Raw genomic sequence first — 17,557 nt, 5'->3', positions numbered from 1 at the left:
AGTTTCTGAACAGATCGAAGATAGAAAAATTAAATTTGATTACGTTTTAATGGGTTCTTCAATAAATTTACCCATCGCACTGTATTTATCGATTCGTCGGCTTAATAAAGTTTCAACAGGTAATTGTTGTAGTTCATTAATTTGATTCAGCAAATGATTCTTTAAAATAGTCGCCATGGTTTCAGGATCTGAATGAGCTCCTCCAATGGGTTCGTATATAATCCCATCGATTAATCCAAAATCTTTCATGTGATCGGCTGTCAACTTTAATGCTTCAGCAGCTTGTTCTTTGAAATTCCAACTTCGCCATAAAATAGACGAACAAGATTCTGGTGAAATTACTGTGTACCATGTATTTTCAAGCATAAATACGCGATCACCAACTCCAATACCTAATGCTCCTCCGGAAGCGCCTTCCCCAATGATATAACAAACAATCGGAACTTCCAATTGGGCCATTTCAAATAAATTCCGTGCAATGGCTTCCGCTTGTCCTCTTTCTTCTGCTTCTATTCCGGGGTAAGCACCTGGAGTATCAATTAAAGTGACCACTGGGATTTTAAATTTTTGCGCCATTTTCATTAGACGCAATGCTTTGCGATATCCCTCCGGATTTGCCATTCCGAAATTTCTTAATTGGCGCATTTTAGTGGTATTGCCTTTTTGATGACCAATGATCATTACAGTTTGACCATCAATTTTACCAAGTCCGCCAACGATGGCTTTGTCATCCTTTACGGTACGATCCCCATGAAGTTCAATAAACTTTGAACACATGTTTTTAATATAGTCTAAGGTATAAGGTCGATTTGGATGTCTTGATAAACTTACCCGCTGCCAACCAGTTAAATTACTGTAGATTTCTTTGCGTTTATCCGAAATTTTTAATTCGAGTTCTTTTATTTTTTCGGACATATCAATGTCGCTATCTTTTGCAATTTTCCGTAGCTTTTCCAGATCTCCAAATAGTATTTCCAGAGGCTTTTCAAAATCCATAAATATCATAAAATCAAAATTTTATGGCATTTCAGCCGTAATCAATCCGTTTCGTTTTAAAAGCCAAGTTAAAGGAAAGTCGGCTGAGAATATTATTATCGGACTACTTTTTCTAATAAGTAATATAAATTGTTATTAATTAATATTATATACATTAATAATAATAATAATATAAATCAAAATTTGTAACTCCAACCGCTGTATCGAGGAAATACTAAAAACTCCATCTATGGCTTGACTATGGGCTGATTTGGATATTAAAAAGCTTCGTTTCTATGAATGACAGCCCGGTTGATTTCCAGTTAATAAATAGGTGCCAATTGAATTGTTTAAAAAATTTTTGGTTTAATTTATTTCTGTAAACCCAATCGTCTAATTTTAAAAAATTGGAGGATTAAATAAATTAATGTACCCCAAACTGAAAAAATGATGGAGTATGCCAACACTGCCAACCAAACAGGAACTTTATCCCCCCTCGCCCACAGACTTCTCGCTTCAAAATGGGTATTAATAAAATGGCTTGGTATACCCCAAGGTACTTGAAGTGAGGTTTCAAGATTTCCAAAGAGTTCATGATCTTCAATTTTTGCAACTAAGTGAATCATTCCAGTTTGATCTCCAGGTATTGAATCCAATTCAAAATCAGCAACCCCCCTACCGGTAGAATCTGTTGTTATTGTTGCTTCTTTATTTATGGGTAAAACAGATGCTAACCGTTGTACTCCAATTTTTATTTCAACATCCACTGCAGGAATCCAACTGGTATCTTCCAGGCTTAAGACTTGGACCAGTAGCTTTTTTATTCCATCCTCCTGAATCGTATCCAATTTAATTTTTGCCTTTGTAATTTCAACTTCTGTTTCCAGTATTCCCATTTCATCTACAGAATCAAGTCTTGCAATAAATAGATTTGGATTGGTTGATTTCCATAGATCAGCAAATACTGGACTGATAACTGTTTGAATTCTACCCTGGTCATTGGTTACAAAATCACCAATTTTATTTTTTTCATCTTCTGCATCATTTATATAAATATGAATTGGACGGTATGAAATCGGATCTAGACGCTCTTTCGATTTTATTAATCCTTGAAAATTAAGAAACTGAATTTTATTTTCTAAATTAAAATAACTTAGTTTAAGGATGGCTTTCTTTTTTACTACAGGGACAAGCGTATCAGACTGACTAAGTATAATGTTTAGCTGACTTGTAATAAAAACCAAGATGAGTGCTAAATTAAATAAGATGCTCTTCGTTTTCATCTTCACCAATTATTGTTTCATAAATAGGAATTACAGGAAATACTCTAGCGAATAAAGTAATGATCAATAAAGCACCAGCAAGCGATCCAAAAGCTATAGCCCATTCATGCCAACTTGGAAAATAGACTCTGAATTTTTCAGGTACGTCTTGCATGGGAAGAAAGGGGTGTAACAAAGTAGGGGTCACAATGAGATAGCGCTTAAACCATGCTCCCACAACCACCATGATGCCTGCAATAAATACTAACATGGGTTTTCTGCCAGCTTTTGTAATTAGAATTGCTATTGGAAGCAACATCCCAACGATGATTGCAAACCAAAACATAGGTGCAAAATGTCCGGAAAATAATTCAGTAAGATGAATTTCTTCCGGTTTTTTCATTTTAAATGCAGGGACTAAGTATTCATTGACATTGAAGTATAAATAAAGAAATGCCAATAAAACCACCGCTTTTCCCATTCTGTCAAAATGCTTTTCGGTTATATAATCACTCAATTGATACATTTGACGGAAGACATACATCGCAATGACAACAGCACCAGCACCTACAAGAAATGCTCCTGAAACAAAATAGGCACCAAAATTTGTACTGTCCCATCCGGGTCTGTAGGTGGTTGCAAACAACCAGGACGTAACGGTGTGAATGCAGAAGGCCACCGGAATGATCATGATGCTTAATATTTTAATACTGTGATTGTTTAGTTGTTTTTGAACTTTGCTACCAGTCCAAAAAGATCCAAGCCAAGTGTAAAATGTACGCATCCATTTCGGCATATCTTTACTTTGTTTTAAAAGTATTTTTATATCCGGAAGCAATGGGAGATATAAGAGTAACAAACTGATTATAAAATAGGTACCGATTACAACCACATCCCAAATGATAGGAGACTGTAGCCTGGGGTGTAAAAACAAATTGTATAAACGTTCGGGACGCCCCATATCGACGATGATAATCAACGATGCAAAAAATATAGCACTTACTGCAATAATCTCTGCGATTCGTGTAATGGGCGTACTCCAATGAATGTTTGCCAGTCGGAATATTGCTGTTATTAATGATCCAACCAAACTAATAGCCACAAAAAACACAAAGTTGGAAATGTAAATACCCCATGAAACATAATCCCCCATCGCTGTGACCACCAAACCATCGCGAAGTTGACAATAATAGGCATAACATCCGACGATGCAAATTGCTATTAGAAAACCAAGCCACACTTTTCCCACTTTTCCAAATGCTCTTGGTTGAGTATCTTTTATTATTTGTTCTGTCTTGGAAATTGTAACGGCATTCATAGCTTGGATTTAATGTGAATGTGAATTTGCAGGGGCTTGATTTTCTAATCCGCTTTCATAGGGAAAATTTCTACTTACCGGAGGTAAATAATAAACACTTGGTTTAGTACCTAAATCTTCCATCAAACGGTATCCGGCTTTGTCTTTGATTAATTCAGAGAAGCGAAACGTTTCAGCGCCATTAGTTACAGAATCTTCAATAAGGTCCCCAAAAAAGAAAACGCCATTCGGGCAAGAAGACACACAGTGCGGTAGTTCTCCTTTTCTTACAGCATCCGGACAAAAATCACATTTGCCAACTGTTCCTTTCTTTTGAGGCGTACTGCTTTCACAGTCATAAGCTTTTTGGGCAATTTCTAATGGGATATCTGGTTCCTCCCAGTTAAAAACTCTGGTTGAATATGGACACGCTGCCATACAAAAACGACAGCCCACACAACGATCACTATCAATTAGTACAATGCCATCTTTTCTTTTAAACGTTGCATCTACTGGACACACTTTTACACATGGAGGTTCGTCACAATGCATGCAAGTGGTTGGCTGCCAATATGGCGCTGTATGTTCAGCTTCCTGCATTGAATATACTTTAATCCAATTTTGACCGGGGTGAACATGATGCACATGATTACAAGCTTGTTGACATTTTTTAAGATTTTTGCAACGCGACAAATCAATCACCATTACAAATTTTTTACCCTCAATTCCAATTCTTGCTTCTTCATTTGATATTGGTGGTAAATCTGGAACTGGTTTTAAAAATGCGCGATCCACCTCAATGATCTCTCCATCTACCGATAATAATTTTACCATGTCTCCGGATGGCAACCCGGATTCATCCGTAATAAATGGATGTTGTTTTTGATCACACGCATTCAACATCAAGGCAGAGATCAGGCCTCCTCCAAGAAAAGCTCTTCGTGTTTGTGATTTATTATTGTCCATGCTCACGATGATTTTAATTATTTATTTTTAATCCAGGAAAAGATATCTGAAGTGTAAATTTTAGTTCCCTTCTTATTTAAATGTTTTGTATCTACCTCAACTAATTTACCATCTTCAGTTAGAAATTTCATACTGCTTTTTGGTTTTGAAGTAAAAAGTTTAAATCGAATTGCGGTAAGAAGAATTGCAAAGCCGCCCATCCACACAACGAAGTTTTTTCTTGATATGTTAGTTTTAAATAAATTCATATTGCAAAAAATTAATAGAAAATCTGTTCAATCCAAAATACCGAGGATTAAAGAATGATGTATTTATAAATAATAGGAGCTGCCGGTACGATGACCGGCAGCAAATATGAAAAGACTTACTTTTTTAAGGTTCTGATGAAATTTACTAAATTCCAAATATCATCGGTATCCGGAATTTTCTTTTTGAAACTTGGCATGTCTTCTCTGCCTTCCAAAGTTTTATAAAAAATGGAGCCATCAGTTTGTCCCTGAAACTTTGCAATTGTAAAATCCCCTGGTTCTGTTTTAAGTTGGGCAGCTTTGGATCCATCCCCCATTCCGGTTTTGCCATGACAAGACTGGCAATGTCTGGTCCATAATGATTTACCAGCTGCTATAGAAGCAGGACTGCTTTTTATAGGATTAGCTACACCAATGGCTTTTGCTGGCGCATTCCAGGCATTTTGAGCCATTAAATTTTGAGAATAAACGATAAAAACCCCGGTTAGAATCGAGAGATAAAGGGCCTTTTTTAATAAATTTTTCATTTTAGATAACATTTAATTTTTTGAAAATTGAATCGAAATTCATTATAAGTGCAAGGTAGCATACTCCGTTATACTGACTATTGATACCAAGCATGTATTACTATGATAGTTATCAGTGGTATTGGTTATCAATAAACTTGTTAAAATATTTACGAATTATAAAAGGCAGGAGAGTCAAATGGCATATCCAAACAAAAACGATGCTCATTGAAATCATTATGCCCATTGTATAAATCCCTTTAAAATCAGAAATCAATAAACTTAAAAATCCGCTCAGCAGTATTAATGACTTGATAGTTAATGGTTTAGCTATTAATACACCAGTAGCTCGTAAGGCATCATCCAAATGTTTGGATTTTGAATTCTCAGTTTTAAACCTATTTAAAAAATGAATGGTATAGTCCACAGAAAGAACAAAGGCAAAAGAAAAAAGGATGGCAGTATCTGCTTTTAGATAAATCCCCGTTAATCCCATAAAGCCGGCTAATAGAATCATAGGGAAAAGAATGATAAATAGAGCAATGGGAATTAACCATGCCATGTTAAAATAGGTCCACATCAGGATTGATAAAATGAAAAGTGCAATCACAAGGCTTGGTAACATTGTTTCAATCAGCGAATAGGGAATCAGTTCCATTGTATATGCAGCTCCGGTTTGCTGGACTTTGAACGGCATTTGGTTGGAAAAACCTGTGATTTTTTTATCGAACGTTTGCTTTTCTATTAATTGTAAATCAGCTCGAGTGCCACTAATTCTTAACTGTTGACCATCTTCTGTTAGGTAGCGTCTGAGATCTTCAGCATATTCTGTCTGCATTATATTTTGCAGATACCCATTTAATTGAGACTGTTCTTTTGGAAATTCATATTCCGTTGGATTGCCTCCATTATATGCTTTGTTGGTTGCTTTAATAAGTGAAACAGGAGATCGGATTAATTGTAAATTACAGGAATCTTCCAGAAATTGTATGAATGTATCCACTTTTTGCAATTGCGACAACTCATAAAAGCTTTCATTCTTTTTCGTATTGGTTAACACAATCTCAATGGGGTAACTTCCGCCAAATTCTTTTTCAAAAAACAACAAAGCGCTCGTTATTGGGTGCTTTGTTGGAAATTCGTTTAAATGACTTCCATTGATCTTAATTTTAGTGATAAAAAAAATTGAAACGATCAATATAGAAAAACTAGAGACTATTATTTTTACAGAGTGTTTCACTAGGAAATTGTAAAATCTAGTATAAAAAGGATACCATGTTCTGTGTGATAGTTCAGTTCGAACATTTTGGAATCCGGGAAGGAATCTTTTTAGAAATAAAAGGCTAGTTACAAACACAATCATTATTCCAAGCGCGGTAAATAATCCAAAAGTTTGTAAAGCTTGAATATCCGAAAAAATTAAGGCAAGAAAGCCAATTGCACTGGTTATTGATGAAATTAAAACAGCCTTTTCACCGGTTGAAAGGCTATTATAAAAACGGTTGTTGTGGTTACGCGATGTCTCTAGCTCCGTGTTTATTGAAATCAGATGAATGATTCCGGTAAGGCAAGTTGTTATAAGAATAATTGGCAACAAACTACTTAGTAAATTTATAGTTTGGTTTGAATACGCCATGATAGATAATACAATTACCAGGCTAATAGAAAGGGCTAGTATTGGAATGAACAATTGTTTTATTGATTTGAATATTAAAACCCAACCTATAGTGATAAACAAAAAGGAAATTATTGAAAATCGAATAGCTTCTTTTTTTATTTGTTGTACATAAGCTTGTTCGATGAGTTTTGCTGAAAGAATATGAACCTGAGAGAGATTCAATTTATTTAATTCAAGCATCAACTTATTATTAAATACATTGAATTGGGTACTTATAAGCGGTGTTTTAAACAAGACCGTCAGTGCACACGCTTTGTGATTCTTAGAAAAGAAGTGTTTATAATATTCTGGGGATGAGAAAATATAAAGTGAATCTTGTTCATAAAGTTCCGGCTTGTCAATCCGAACCAATGATCTTGCATTAAATTCATTATTTGTAAAGTAGATACAATTTAAATTGGTAATGGAATATACTTTTGAAATAAATTCCTGAGAGCTTAGAAAACTACTCAGACTATCCAGTTTATATAAAAAATGTTGGTTAAAAATGCCGGCATTTGCAGGAATTACAATGATCATGGCATTTTCATCAACATGAGCGTCAAATGTTTCCACAAATTCATCGTAGAATTTAGTATCTGAGCTTGTGGATGGGAATAATTTACGCAGATTGAAATCAAAATTTAGATTATTATAAGTATAAATCGAAAGGCCGAGCAACACCATGCTGGCTATCAGGCTTATTTCAAACTTATATTTAGTTGCCATATATTAAGGCTCTTAATCTGATTTGTTGGTCTGTGCGTTGCATTATTTGACTTTTAAATAATAATGAAGTCCTTGCTCTAAATTAGTTATATCAATCCAGACGGGATGTTTATTTCCATTAAATACAATTAAACCATAGGGATCATCATAGGCATCAAGATCAATTATATTTTGAATACCGGTGTCATGTTTAAATACAAGAAATCTAACATTTTGGGCATCCACAATATTTAACTCACTCCAATTGGATCGAATTACTTTTTTAGAATATTTTATTTGAAATTGAAGTTCATGCAACGTACCATCCAGTATTTGTGGATCTGTAATCGATTGAATCGTTTTCAATTGAATGGAATCCGGGTAATAAAAGACAGCTGTTGGACCTGTAATTTCTAAACTATCTGAATAGTTTGATTTGGGTTTATGCTTAACTTGTTTATTTGTATTTGTTTCGATTCCGGATCGTTCGCTTTTTTGTTTGCATGAAAATAGAAAGCATACCTCCAATGAAAGAATTAGTAATACAGTGAAGCATAGGTTTAATCTATTGTACATGGTACAAATGTATTAATAAATTAAAAAACCCCGAATCGTTTAGTATTCGGGGTTTTATAATACTGAAATTGAATAAAATTAGGTATAATTAGTTAATACTATTCAATTCCACAATCTGGTAATGTTAAATCCAATTAAAAAGGTTCCGCCTTTTACTGTATTGTTATTGGCATCTTTGTAATCTATTGGATTGTTTTTATTGAAAATATTGTTGCGCTGTGGATTTAAGAAAGCATAATTACCTGCAAAAATTTGAAATGAGTGGCCGCTGGTATTGAATTCAAATCCAAAGGAAAGGTTAGGATTCGGATTGTTAATCGTGTGCTTCGTGATGGGCTGATCGTAGTTAGCCATTATTGAAATGGATTCAGTTAATTTGTATCTACCTGAGAATGCGATCGCAAAATGATTGTGATTCATTTCATTTCTAATCTCTTTTGTAGAGTCATTGACTTGAAAATAATAGCCGTTCACAAAATTTTGGTGTGAAACGCTTGGTGCAACTTGAATCGATAGTTTGTCAGTAATCTTTCTGGCAATAATCAATTGATTAAAAAAGCGGAGCCGGTCTGTTTCATATTTGTACAAGCTCTTATCAGGATCTTCTTTAAGATCGTATGACATATTTCCATAGTAAGTTATACTGACAGGAAATGTCCAACTATCCTGAGTTTGTTTCAAAATAGCATATTTTATACTGCCATCTAAGATCATGCGTTCTTTTGTCAACCCACAACCAACATTTAAGTTTTGAATTGGGGCATAACTTACACCAAATCGAATATTTGATGGTGCAAAGAGGCCGTACAAATCTTCAAATCCATTGTTTACTTTTCCAAACCTGTGTGCGATGTCAAACTCGAAGGTACCTTTATAAGGGACCATAACGGTTTGGTTGTCAATAAGCCAAACACTTTCAAAGGTGTTTTTTACATATTTTCGTGGAGCTTTTTCCACGCTTGTTTCTAATTCCTGTGCCATGACCCAGCTAAAACAAGTTAGAAAAAATATAAAGCTGATGCCCAGTTTTATAATAGAGATTTTATTTGCTTTCATAATTTTCGTTTTAATATCAATTATTTGGTGCTCCGTTTCGAATCCAATCGTAAATCAATTGTTTATCTGCTTTAGATGGAATAAACTCTGACATAGCTCCGTTTACCTGCTTGTAAAGAATGCTTTCTTTTGGTAGCAAAGTATTTACAAATCCACCGCTTGTTATATTTCTAAACGAGAGTGATACATCTTCCATATAAGGCTTATGAGCTCCATTTACATGGCATCCTACCGCTGTGCACTTTGCATTAAGTAGTGGGGCCAAATCATTTTTAAAGCTGACTGATTGCGGCGGACCATCCGGGTCTCTTTCAGGGCTAATTACATCTTCATAGCAACCTATTATCAGAAAACCAAGAAGAAGTATAGTAGCCAGTTTTTTTATATTGAGGTTTCATTGTATTGTATTTTGGATTTATTTATTATGAAAGTTAGCATTGCACTGAATTTCTATAATGTCTGCAATACTGGTGCTGGTAATGCCATAATCTCTGCAATTAAACTGAAAACTTAATTGTAATCCAAATACATCATAAGCTGCAGCAGTTCCAAATTGAACAGTTTGCTTTGGAACATAGCTCAGTTTTGCAGGGATTGTTTTAGTAAGGGGTGCTGTTAATTTTCCCTGATAAGTTAAATCAAGCGTTACAATATACCCATTGCTTGCAGGGTCAAATTTTATTTCTTTGGTTTTAATTTTTGCTAAATTTTGTGGAGTTAAGTTTTGTGTTCCTGTAACAATCGCTACAGTACCCATTCCAGCAACATTGCAACCCGCATCTCTACCAGGTTCACCGGTATTAGAGGTATTGATCTGTACATATCCGTTAAAATAACTTTTAGCTGGTTCATTTTCATAAAATGCCCAGGAAGAATCTGGTAAGGGTTGTGTAGTAACAGTGTAATTGATAGCCTTTGCATCGATGACATCATGCAATCCAAATTGATTGAATCTACCTGTCAGCAAACCAGATGCTCCAACATATCGTGTTTGCCATAGTACACTGGAATGTACTTTATCAAATTTCCATTCATTGGGATTTCCTGTTGTAAGGTTTCCAGGTAAATGAACATTTGTTCCTCTTGTTATTTTAGGACCTGATGGAGTGATATTATCATCATCGTGTGTGCAAGTCCAATAAACTAGGGCTGTAGTTACTATAGCCATTAAGAAATATACCTTCGATTTCATATTAAATAATTTAATTTTAAATAGTTAATTTTTCACAATTTTAGTTTTGATTAAATTATTTAATGATGACGGGGGTCAAACGATCGAATGATATCTGTCAAGGAGTATAAATATTCAAAGTGTATTAAGTTTTTTTGATTGCTTCTTAATTTAAGTTTACATGTACTTTATCTATACTAAATTTTTTAGTAAACGATTCACAAGCCTTTTGAAATCAAGTAGAATTAGTATAAAATAGCTATAAGCAGTAGGAATCTATCAGATCGAATTCAAACTCAACTGACAATTCTGGATTTATCAATTCGTTTTGAGAAAACTTAAGTGAAACAAGCGATAGGTTTGAAAATATTTTTGATCCATTCAAATTTATACCCAGTTTAAAGTGTTTGAAGACAGCAGGTATCATCATTGTGAAATTCAAAAAAGACTTTAGAGATGAATGAATTTCTGAAGCCAAAGAGTTTCCAAACGATTCCTTATGGATTGTTTGGAAAATTAAAATCAATAAAAGGAGTTTTAGGCTTGCATTTCAGATACCCTCACAAAAGGGTGGGGACCTGAGTTGCGGACCGGACGGGAGCGAGTCCCCATAGCATTGTGGGGATCGAACTCGTCCCCACAGAATTGTGGGGACCGAACCCGTCCCCACAGGATTGTGGGGATGACAGTGCGGCATACAAACAATGAGGAATTTAGAATTTAAGGAATAAAAGTCTTGACAATATTTTTAGGAGAATCAATCAAAGCCAAGATCCTTTCATTAGGCGCTTTTTTCAAATTTTTTTCCCTAATCAAAGCATCAGACTTGGAAGAAAACTGCTCAACATAAACCAGTTTCCAAGATTTAATTTGGAAGTATATTTGGATAGACCATCATTATGTTGCTTAAGTCTAAGAACGGGGTTCAGAGAAAACCCTTTGTAAAAAGTACAATTTTGCAAACTGACAATGATGTAGACAAAAAAAGGCATATAGAAAAAAAAAAGCTCCACCAAATAAGTGAAGCTTTTGCGGACCGGACGGGAACCAGTCCCCATAGCATTGTGGGGATCGAACCCGTCCCCACAGGATTGTGGGGATGACAGGGCGGCATACAAACAATGAGGAATTTAGAAATTAAGGAATAAAAGTCTTGACAATATTTTTAGGAGAATCAATCAAAGCCAAGATCCTTTCATTAGTCGCTTTTTTCAAATTTTTTCCCTAATCAAAGCATCAGACTTGGAAGAAAACTGCTCAACATAAACCAGTTTCCAAGGCTTAAATTTGGAAGTATATTTGGATAGACCATCATTATGTTGCTTAAGTCTAAGAACGGGGTTCAGAGAAAACCCTTTGTAAAAAGTACCATTTTGCAAACTGACAATGATGTAGACAAAAAAAGGCATATAGAAAAAAAAAGCTCCACCAAATAAGTGAAGCTTTTGCGGACCGGACGGGACTCGAACCCGCGACCTCCGCCGTGACAGGGCGGCATTCTAACCAACTGAACTACCGATCCAAAGTAGAAATTGGAGGTGCAAATTTACAATTATTCTATTGTTTTCAAAGGATTCGAAAAATTAAAACTCAAATCACATTAAATTAAAAAATAATATATAATTTTTTAATAACCAATTATAAATATATATAATATTTATTTAATTTGGTTGATTCTTATATTTTTGAATGGCTTCCCGAATTCGTTCGATCCGATTTTCAGGATCTGGGTGTGTGCTCAATCGCTCCGGGGTTCTGTTTGGACCACTTGCAGCTTTTAAAATTTCCATGACTCCAATCAATTCTTCTGGATTGTAACCAGAATCCATCATGAGTTTCACTCCAATATCATCGGATTGCAGTTCCTGATCTCTCCCATAAGGCATAGAAAAAAATTGATTCAGTAAGGCAGAAACACCTTGTCCGGTAGCATAATCTCCTGTTGCGACCGTTGCTGCACCCGATAAGCCTTCAAAAAGTTCGGTCTGTGTAATGCGTTCGCCGCCATGTCGTGCGATGACGTGACCTATTTCATGACCAAAAACCCCTGCCAGCTGATCTTCATTTTTCAATTTATTAAATAATGCGGCGGTGATAAATACCTGTCCTCCCGGCAACGCAAATGCATTAATAACTTCCTCATCGGCCAATAAATGAAAATCATATTGATACGGTGTTTTACTAGCTATAGTGCTTTGCACCAGCTTTCGACCCACACTTTTTACCAGATCTTGTCCTCGTTGATCAGGATGTAAACCCCCGTGTTGTTGAATCATTGCTGGAGCCGTATTTAAACCAAGCGCAATTTCTTGTTCAGGACTGATACCAACGTGTTGATATTTGCCGGTATATTCATTGTAAGTCTTTGTGCTACAGTATTTAAAGTACGAAAAACCTGCAATGATTAAAGCCAATATCAGGGTGCTTCCAATTCTTGAGTTACCGAATCCCATCTGACTCACTGGGTTCCGCTCGTTGGACCTTCGTAGTATACTCATTTCTATATTTTTTCCAAATCTACAAAAGCTTTTTTTTGATGCACTATAAAATGAATATTTGCGTTTAATTTGTTTCTGTAGTATATTTACAGAACGAATCGCCCTCTTTCAATATTCTTATTAAGCACTAACCCTATTTTCTGGGAAATCTTTTTGATCACCTAAATTTATTTGTATTATGAAAAATTCAGTTTTTACTACTGCAATAGTAGTCCTTTCCATCGTTTGTTCATTTTTTGGCTGCAGCTCATCAGACGATGGTCCTTCTGGCCCATCTAAGCTTATGTTTATAAATGGTATTTTAGATGGAAAATTAAGTACCGTTCTGGTAGAAGATTCCGTAATTGTTGCTCTTACTGCTGGGTTTGGTGGAATTACACAATATCAGGAAATCAATAGTGGGAATCAGAATTTTAAAATTCGGGATAATATATCGAATGCATTTGTTGTAAATGCCAATTTTAATATTGGATCTGCTAAAAATTATTCGTTGATGGCCATAGGGACACTAAGTTCACCCGAACTCATAATCAATGAGGATGATTTAAGTGTTGCAGATACAACCAAAGGGTATATTCGGTTAATCAATTTGTCTGCAAATTCCAATCCAATGATCATCATCCATTAGTTCAGGAGCTGATTTGGTTTCTGGAGTAAATTATAAATCAACCTCCTTGTTTACAAGTTTGACACCTGCTAAACACGACTTGACCATAAAATCCGGTGCGACCGTAGTTGTTAGTATATCAAACCTAAATATTCTTCCAAATAAGAAATACAGCATTTTGATTACAGGTTTAGTAAATCAGACTCCAAAGGCAAGCTATAACATCATTGTTAATAAACTGTAAGGGTGGATTTGGTTAAACTCCCCGATGCCAGGTTATTTAATTTAAGTATTATTACTAAGTTTGGATAATTCATGCTGCAAGTTATTGCAAGCAGTGTTGAAGTATATTCTGTTAGATTCTCCAATGAGTAATTTAACCCTCAAAGGTTTATTGTAATTAAATCTGTAAATGTTTTAACAATTCTCTGAACTCAGGAACCTGCAAATTAATTGAAAAGCAAACCCGGTTCCAATAGGAATTGTTTTCAACAGAATTGTACAATGTATTAATATACTTTGAATTAACCAATGGGAAGTAAATACAAAACCGATCGTATAGTAAATTCAACTGGATGCCACCACTATAAATAATTCTATTTTTTGCTTCTATTTGTTTTTGATCGTAATACCCTAAATCTAAATATGGTTTAATGAACGTACCTATTTTTGGGATAGGCAAATCCGTTTTTAAATTTAATGAGCCCACAAATCGATTGCTATTGCCAATGTTATCGCGTTGTCTTGCTCCATGATTCAATTTAAATCCACCCTGGCGAATAAAAATTTGTTGTGCGCTTAATCCATGATCTGCCGATCTTCCAAGAAAGAGCGCTTCATTTTCACCGTCTAAATAGTTTTGAAAAGCCAAGCCAGTTGATCCAACATAAGAAGTCGTTTTAGAGCGACTGGAAATAGCATCTGATTGTCGTTCACTGTTGTATGGGTAACATGATACATACATCCTGGCTGAAAAATAGCGCTTATTACGATAACGGAACTCTTTCTGAAATTGCATTTCAAGGTTGACTAGGGATTGTGTCCCACCGTAAACCAGAGCATGTTTGTAGAAGTTTAGGTGTAAAGCCAATTCAGAATTTCCTAAAATTGAAAACTGATTGTATTGATAGTTTAGTTTATGCGCTGAACGCCAGAAATCAGATACCGTACCATTGGTTGTTAAACTATCATCAAAGCGAAGGTATTCATCCTTGATAAAATAACTGGTCCATTGGATGTTTGAAGTTCGGTTTAAATAGGCTTCATGACTAAAATCTAATTTTAAGTAAGGGCTTAATTGGTAATATGCTAATGTATTTCCTTGTAATTCGTTAAATGCATACGTTTTTAAATTTAAACCAAGCTTGATTGAATGAATGGATTGATCCGCCACATACCAGATATAACTTAGTTTGGATTGGCCACTTAACGAATTGCTTTTTAAACTATAAAAAGGCACTAGATCCATTCTGAAATTTTGACTGGGTAGCCAGGGTTTTGAAATAAACAGCCCAATTTGAAGTCCATTGTATTGATTGTAAGCCAGACAGGGTGTTAAACCAATATCTGTTTGATGGTTTTGATCAATCAATGGAAACAAATGAAATTTTAACGCCTCTGTCTTTTTAAATATACCTGATGGCCGGATGTAATTGTTGTAATCTTTTAAATCAAACGAAATGTGATTGGGGTCCAGGCTGATATAATCAAAAGCTAATTTCGGAAGTTGTATGGTTTTCGAACCTGTAAATCCATCGATCCATTTTACATAGACAGCGCTGTCATTTTTGAACATTCCAATTTGAATCGGTGCATCAATTGATTTTTTATTGCAGATGGTTACTGATATAGAATCCCCTTTTGTTTTTATTTTAGACAATGCATAATCACATTTTCTTTCCGAACTAAGCAAGCCATCAAACAGCCAGGAATAATTGCTGGAAGTTTTTTGAAAGAATATGTTTTGCAAATCTTCCGGGTATGGATGTTTAAATTTCCATGCTTCATAATAGGATTGCATGATTTCATTGAATTTTGTCTTACCAAGATAGTGTTCTATATATTCAAAAAACCAGGCCGTTTTATAATATACATCCAATCCATAGTTTAATTCACTAAACATTTTTGAATGCTTGTTTGGGTATTGATCTATGGCCTGTTTTGCAAATAATTGATACTGTAACTGTTTAAAATTGGTATTGCCTGTAATCTTTTTTAACGGACCTGTTAGTTCAATATATGTTGACTGTGCTTCTGCACCACGAACATACATGTTTTCATAAAATGTATTGATCCCTTCATCCATAAATGGATGCTCACGCTCATTGCTTGCTAATATTCCATACAGCCAATTATGACCAACTTCATGAGCAATGACTTCGTCTAAATACGTTTTGCTATAACTTGGGCCGATCACGGTGATCATGGGGTATTCCATGCCGCCACCTACACCCAAACTGCTTTCAACAGCACTTGCTTGAGGATAAGGGTAGGTTCCAAGTTGTTCTGAATAAAAACGAATCGACTTTTTAACGGATTGTATGGATTCATCCCAAAGATCTGGAGAAGTGAAATAACTTTGACACAATACCGAACGAACGTTTGTTAGTTGCACAGTATCCTGCTGGATTAAGAAGGATTTGTCTGCAAACCAGGCAAAATCATGAACGTCCTTAGCAACAAATTGAAGTGTTTTTAATTGAATAACCGACTCAACTAAAAACAGACTGTCTGCTACCGTTTTATTTGTAAGAACATCCTTGGTGAATTGGATTCGTTGATTAATAAATTCGCGTTCATTTTCAGTTTCCAGTGTTCCGGTTGCAGCTACAACATAATTTTTAGGAAGCGTAATCTGTACATTAAATTGACCAAATTCTGAATAAAATTCACCTTGATCCAGATAGGGCATTAGGTGCCAGCCTTTCCGATCGTATACCGCAGGCTTTGGAAACCATTGACTGATTTGGTAGGATTGTCCAATATGGCCCATTCTACTGACCGTAATAGGCAGTTTAACATAAAAAGGGGTTTCTATTAAAATACTGTCTCCGGGTTGTAATACCTCTGGTAACAGGAGCCAGGCCATATCTACAGGCAAATTGGATTGATCGAGGACAGCAACTAAACCGTTCACTTTAAATTGAAGGCTATCTATAGATCCAGTTTCCGATTCATTCGCATTATAAAATTTCAGATCTCCCTGTCGAATTTTCTGCCTGGCAAATTCAGTTTTTTGATTTTTATAGGCATTCGGCCATAAATGAAATCCAATTTTATCCAATAAATCCGGACTGTTGTTTACATATTTTAATTTGAGAAAAGCAGATAGCGCATGGTTTTGATCATCCAATGTAACTTGAATCGTGTATTCCAAGCGTTGTTGAAAATAAGGCGTTTGGGCCTGTATTTTAATGCTCCAATCAAAAATTAAACAAATGACCAGTATTACGAATTGAATTAAAATCTTGGATGACCAATTACGATTTCTGTTTCTTTTGTTCAAAGCAGTTTGAAGGTTGTTAGAAGATGAAATGACAGGTATTAATGGCATTTTAAGCAAGGGATGATTTATTTAAAATTGTATTCTGCTGAGATGGATTTCGTAGTAACTTTAGGACAAATAAACCAAAATTTTATGAGTGCGTTTGATGATAAATTAGATTTTCTGCTTGGTGAAGCCACAAAACTGGGTTTGAATGTAAATCTGGACTTGTTTTCAAAAGTTGCAAAAGGATTGGGTCCATCCTTATACAGCGACGATGCCTCCTTGGTGTCAAGTTCTGATCCAGATGAAATGAATCGGGTTAAAACCAGTTTTTTAAATGGAAAACTAGGAATAACCGATGATCAAGCCATTGAAGAGGCTTTGGCTGAAGTTACTGCCCAGTTCGGCTCCAGTAATCGAAATAAATATCGGGCAATATTTTATTACCTTTTAGTAGAAAAATTTGGAAAAGGCTCCGTTTATGGGGATTAAATTTTAATAAATTCCATTTTTCCAAAAAGAATTTGTTTGAATAATTGAGTA

General features: G+C 35.1%; 17 protein-coding genes and 1 tRNA gene. 3 read left to right on the top strand and 15 right to left on the bottom strand.

The features are described 5' to 3' along the window. Window positions 1–39: 39 nt before the first annotated feature. The 14 genes from IPK91_06945 to IPK91_06880 all read right to left on the bottom strand — a co-directional run bounded on the left by IPK91_06945 (window position 40) and on the right by IPK91_06880 (window position 12,875). Window positions 40–1,005 (bottom strand): acetyl-CoA carboxylase carboxyltransferase subunit alpha, encoded by a 966-nt coding sequence (locus IPK91_06945; GenBank protein ID MBK8297001.1) that lies wholly within the window; start codon window positions 1,003–1,005, stop codon window positions 40–42. Window positions 1,006–1,346: 341 nt separating this feature from the next. After that, window positions 1,347–2,258, bottom strand: coding sequence for a hypothetical protein (locus tag IPK91_06940; protein ID MBK8297000.1), 912 nt, complete (start codon window positions 2,256–2,258; stop codon window positions 1,347–1,349). Beyond that, window positions 2,233–3,555 (bottom strand): polysulfide reductase NrfD, encoded by a 1,323-nt coding sequence (gene nrfD / locus IPK91_06935; GenBank protein ID MBK8296999.1) that lies wholly within the window; start codon window positions 3,553–3,555, stop codon window positions 2,233–2,235. The genes IPK91_06940 and nrfD overlap by 26 nt, the downstream gene beginning before the upstream one ends. Before the next feature lie 9 nt (window positions 3,556–3,564). After that, a complete protein-coding gene (locus IPK91_06930) occupies window positions 3,565–4,500 on the bottom strand; it encodes a 4Fe-4S dicluster domain-containing protein (GenBank protein MBK8296998.1) in 936 nt (311 codons plus the stop codon). Between the two features lie 364 nt (window positions 4,501–4,864). Continuing rightward, complete coding sequence (locus IPK91_06925; GenBank protein MBK8296997.1) at window positions 4,865–5,200, bottom strand: cytochrome c; 336 nt, start codon at window positions 5,198–5,200, stop codon at window positions 4,865–4,867. A 187-nt stretch (window positions 5,201–5,387) separates the two neighbouring features. Then, window positions 5,388–7,640: an MMPL family transporter gene (locus IPK91_06920; GenBank protein MBK8296996.1), complete on the bottom strand. Its 2,253-nt coding sequence runs from the start codon at window positions 7,638–7,640 to the stop codon at window positions 5,388–5,390. Window positions 7,641–7,682: 42 nt separating this feature from the next. After that, entirely contained in the window at window positions 7,683–8,195 is a 513-nt protein-coding gene (locus IPK91_06915) for a hypothetical protein (protein MBK8296995.1), read from the bottom strand. A gap of 102 nt (window positions 8,196–8,297) precedes the next feature. Then, on the bottom strand, window positions 8,298–9,251 hold the full coding sequence (locus IPK91_06910; protein MBK8296994.1) for a hypothetical protein: 954 nt from the start codon (window positions 9,249–9,251) through the stop codon (window positions 8,298–8,300). Between the two features lie 16 nt (window positions 9,252–9,267). Further along, a complete protein-coding gene (locus IPK91_06905) occupies window positions 9,268–9,516 on the bottom strand; it encodes a hypothetical protein (GenBank protein MBK8296993.1) in 249 nt (82 codons plus the stop codon). A gap of 150 nt (window positions 9,517–9,666) precedes the next feature. Further along, entirely contained in the window at window positions 9,667–10,443 is a 777-nt protein-coding gene (locus tag IPK91_06900; GenBank protein MBK8296992.1) for a YceI family protein, read from the bottom strand. A 791-nt stretch (window positions 10,444–11,234) separates the two neighbouring features. Continuing rightward, window positions 11,235–11,414 (bottom strand): GIY-YIG nuclease family protein, encoded by a 180-nt coding sequence (locus IPK91_06895; GenBank protein ID MBK8296991.1) that lies wholly within the window; start codon window positions 11,412–11,414, stop codon window positions 11,235–11,237. Between the two features lie 219 nt (window positions 11,415–11,633). Beyond that, the gene (locus tag IPK91_06890) at window positions 11,634–11,831 is read right to left on the bottom strand and encodes a GIY-YIG nuclease family protein (protein MBK8296990.1); all 198 of its coding nucleotides are present in this window, start codon (window positions 11,829–11,831) and stop codon (window positions 11,634–11,636) included. 39 nt (window positions 11,832–11,870) lie between these two features. Next, window positions 11,871–11,944 (bottom strand) — tRNA-Asp (locus tag IPK91_06885). 139 nt (window positions 11,945–12,083) lie between these two features. Next, a complete protein-coding gene (locus IPK91_06880) occupies window positions 12,084–12,875 on the bottom strand; it encodes a M48 family metallopeptidase (GenBank protein ID MBK8296989.1) in 792 nt (263 codons plus the stop codon). 223 nt (window positions 12,876–13,098) lie between these two features. On the opposite strand from IPK91_06880, the gene IPK91_06875 reads away from it, so the two are divergent. Together IPK91_06875 and IPK91_06870 are read left to right on the top strand one after the other, a co-directional pair. Beyond that, a complete protein-coding gene (locus tag IPK91_06875; protein ID MBK8296988.1) occupies window positions 13,099–13,548 on the top strand; it encodes a DUF4397 domain-containing protein in 450 nt (149 codons plus the stop codon). A gap of 46 nt (window positions 13,549–13,594) precedes the next feature. After that, window positions 13,595–13,771, top strand: coding sequence for a hypothetical protein (locus IPK91_06870; GenBank protein MBK8296987.1), 177 nt, complete (start codon window positions 13,595–13,597; stop codon window positions 13,769–13,771). Window positions 13,772–13,927: 156 nt separating this feature from the next. On the opposite strand, the gene IPK91_06865 is transcribed toward IPK91_06870, so the two are convergent. Continuing rightward, window positions 13,928–17,080 (bottom strand): M1 family metallopeptidase, encoded by a 3,153-nt coding sequence (locus IPK91_06865; GenBank protein MBK8296986.1) that lies wholly within the window; start codon window positions 17,078–17,080, stop codon window positions 13,928–13,930. 84 nt (window positions 17,081–17,164) lie between these two features. On the opposite strand from IPK91_06865, the gene IPK91_06860 reads away from it, so the two are divergent. Continuing rightward, window positions 17,165–17,506, top strand: coding sequence for a DUF2853 family protein (locus IPK91_06860; GenBank protein MBK8296985.1), 342 nt, complete (start codon window positions 17,165–17,167; stop codon window positions 17,504–17,506). The last annotated feature ends 51 nt before the right edge of the window (window positions 17,507–17,557 follow it).

It is taken from the genome of Saprospiraceae bacterium, from assembly GCA_016712145.1.
Taxonomy (GTDB): domain Bacteria; phylum Bacteroidota; class Bacteroidia; order Chitinophagales; family Saprospiraceae; genus Vicinibacter.
This window is presented reverse-complemented; position numbering and strand designations above follow the sequence as displayed.

Coding starts and splice junctions, on each gene's coding strand:
- IPK91_06940 (MBK8297000.1), bottom strand. CDS start 2,258: ATGAAAACGAAGAGCATCTTATTTAATTTAGCACTCATCTTGGTTTTT.
- IPK91_06910 (MBK8296994.1), bottom strand. CDS start 9,251: ATGAAAGCAAATAAAATCTCTATTATAAAACTGGGCATCAGCTTTATA.
- IPK91_06915 (MBK8296995.1), bottom strand. CDS start 8,195: ATGTACAATAGATTAAACCTATGCTTCACTGTATTACTAATTCTTTCA.
- IPK91_06890 (MBK8296990.1), bottom strand. CDS start 11,831: ATGCCTTTTTTTGTCTACATCATTGTCAGTTTGCAAAATGGTACTTTT.
- nrfD (MBK8296999.1), bottom strand. CDS start 3,555: ATGAATGCCGTTACAATTTCCAAGACAGAACAAATAATAAAAGATACT.
- IPK91_06925 (MBK8296997.1), bottom strand. CDS start 5,200: ATGGCTCAAAATGCCTGGAATGCGCCAGCAAAAGCCATTGGTGTAGCT.
- IPK91_06860 (MBK8296985.1), top strand. CDS start 17,165: ATGAGTGCGTTTGATGATAAATTAGATTTTCTGCTTGGTGAAGCCACA.
- IPK91_06930 (MBK8296998.1), bottom strand. CDS start 4,500: ATGGACAATAATAAATCACAAACACGAAGAGCTTTTCTTGGAGGAGGC.
- IPK91_06895 (MBK8296991.1), bottom strand. CDS start 11,414: ATGCCTTTTTTTGTCTACATCATTGTCAGTTTGCAAAATTGTACTTTT.
- IPK91_06920 (MBK8296996.1), bottom strand. CDS start 7,640: ATGGCAACTAAATATAAGTTTGAAATAAGCCTGATAGCCAGCATGGTG.
- IPK91_06875 (MBK8296988.1), top strand. CDS start 13,099: ATGAAAAATTCAGTTTTTACTACTGCAATAGTAGTCCTTTCCATCGTT.
- IPK91_06880 (MBK8296989.1), bottom strand. CDS start 12,875: ATGGGATTCGGTAACTCAAGAATTGGAAGCACCCTGATATTGGCTTTA.
- IPK91_06900 (MBK8296992.1), bottom strand. CDS start 10,443: ATGAAATCGAAGGTATATTTCTTAATGGCTATAGTAACTACAGCCCTA.
- IPK91_06865 (MBK8296986.1), bottom strand. CDS start 17,080: ATGCCATTAATACCTGTCATTTCATCTTCTAACAACCTTCAAACTGCT.
- IPK91_06945 (MBK8297001.1), bottom strand. CDS start 1,005: ATGATATTTATGGATTTTGAAAAGCCTCTGGAAATACTATTTGGAGAT.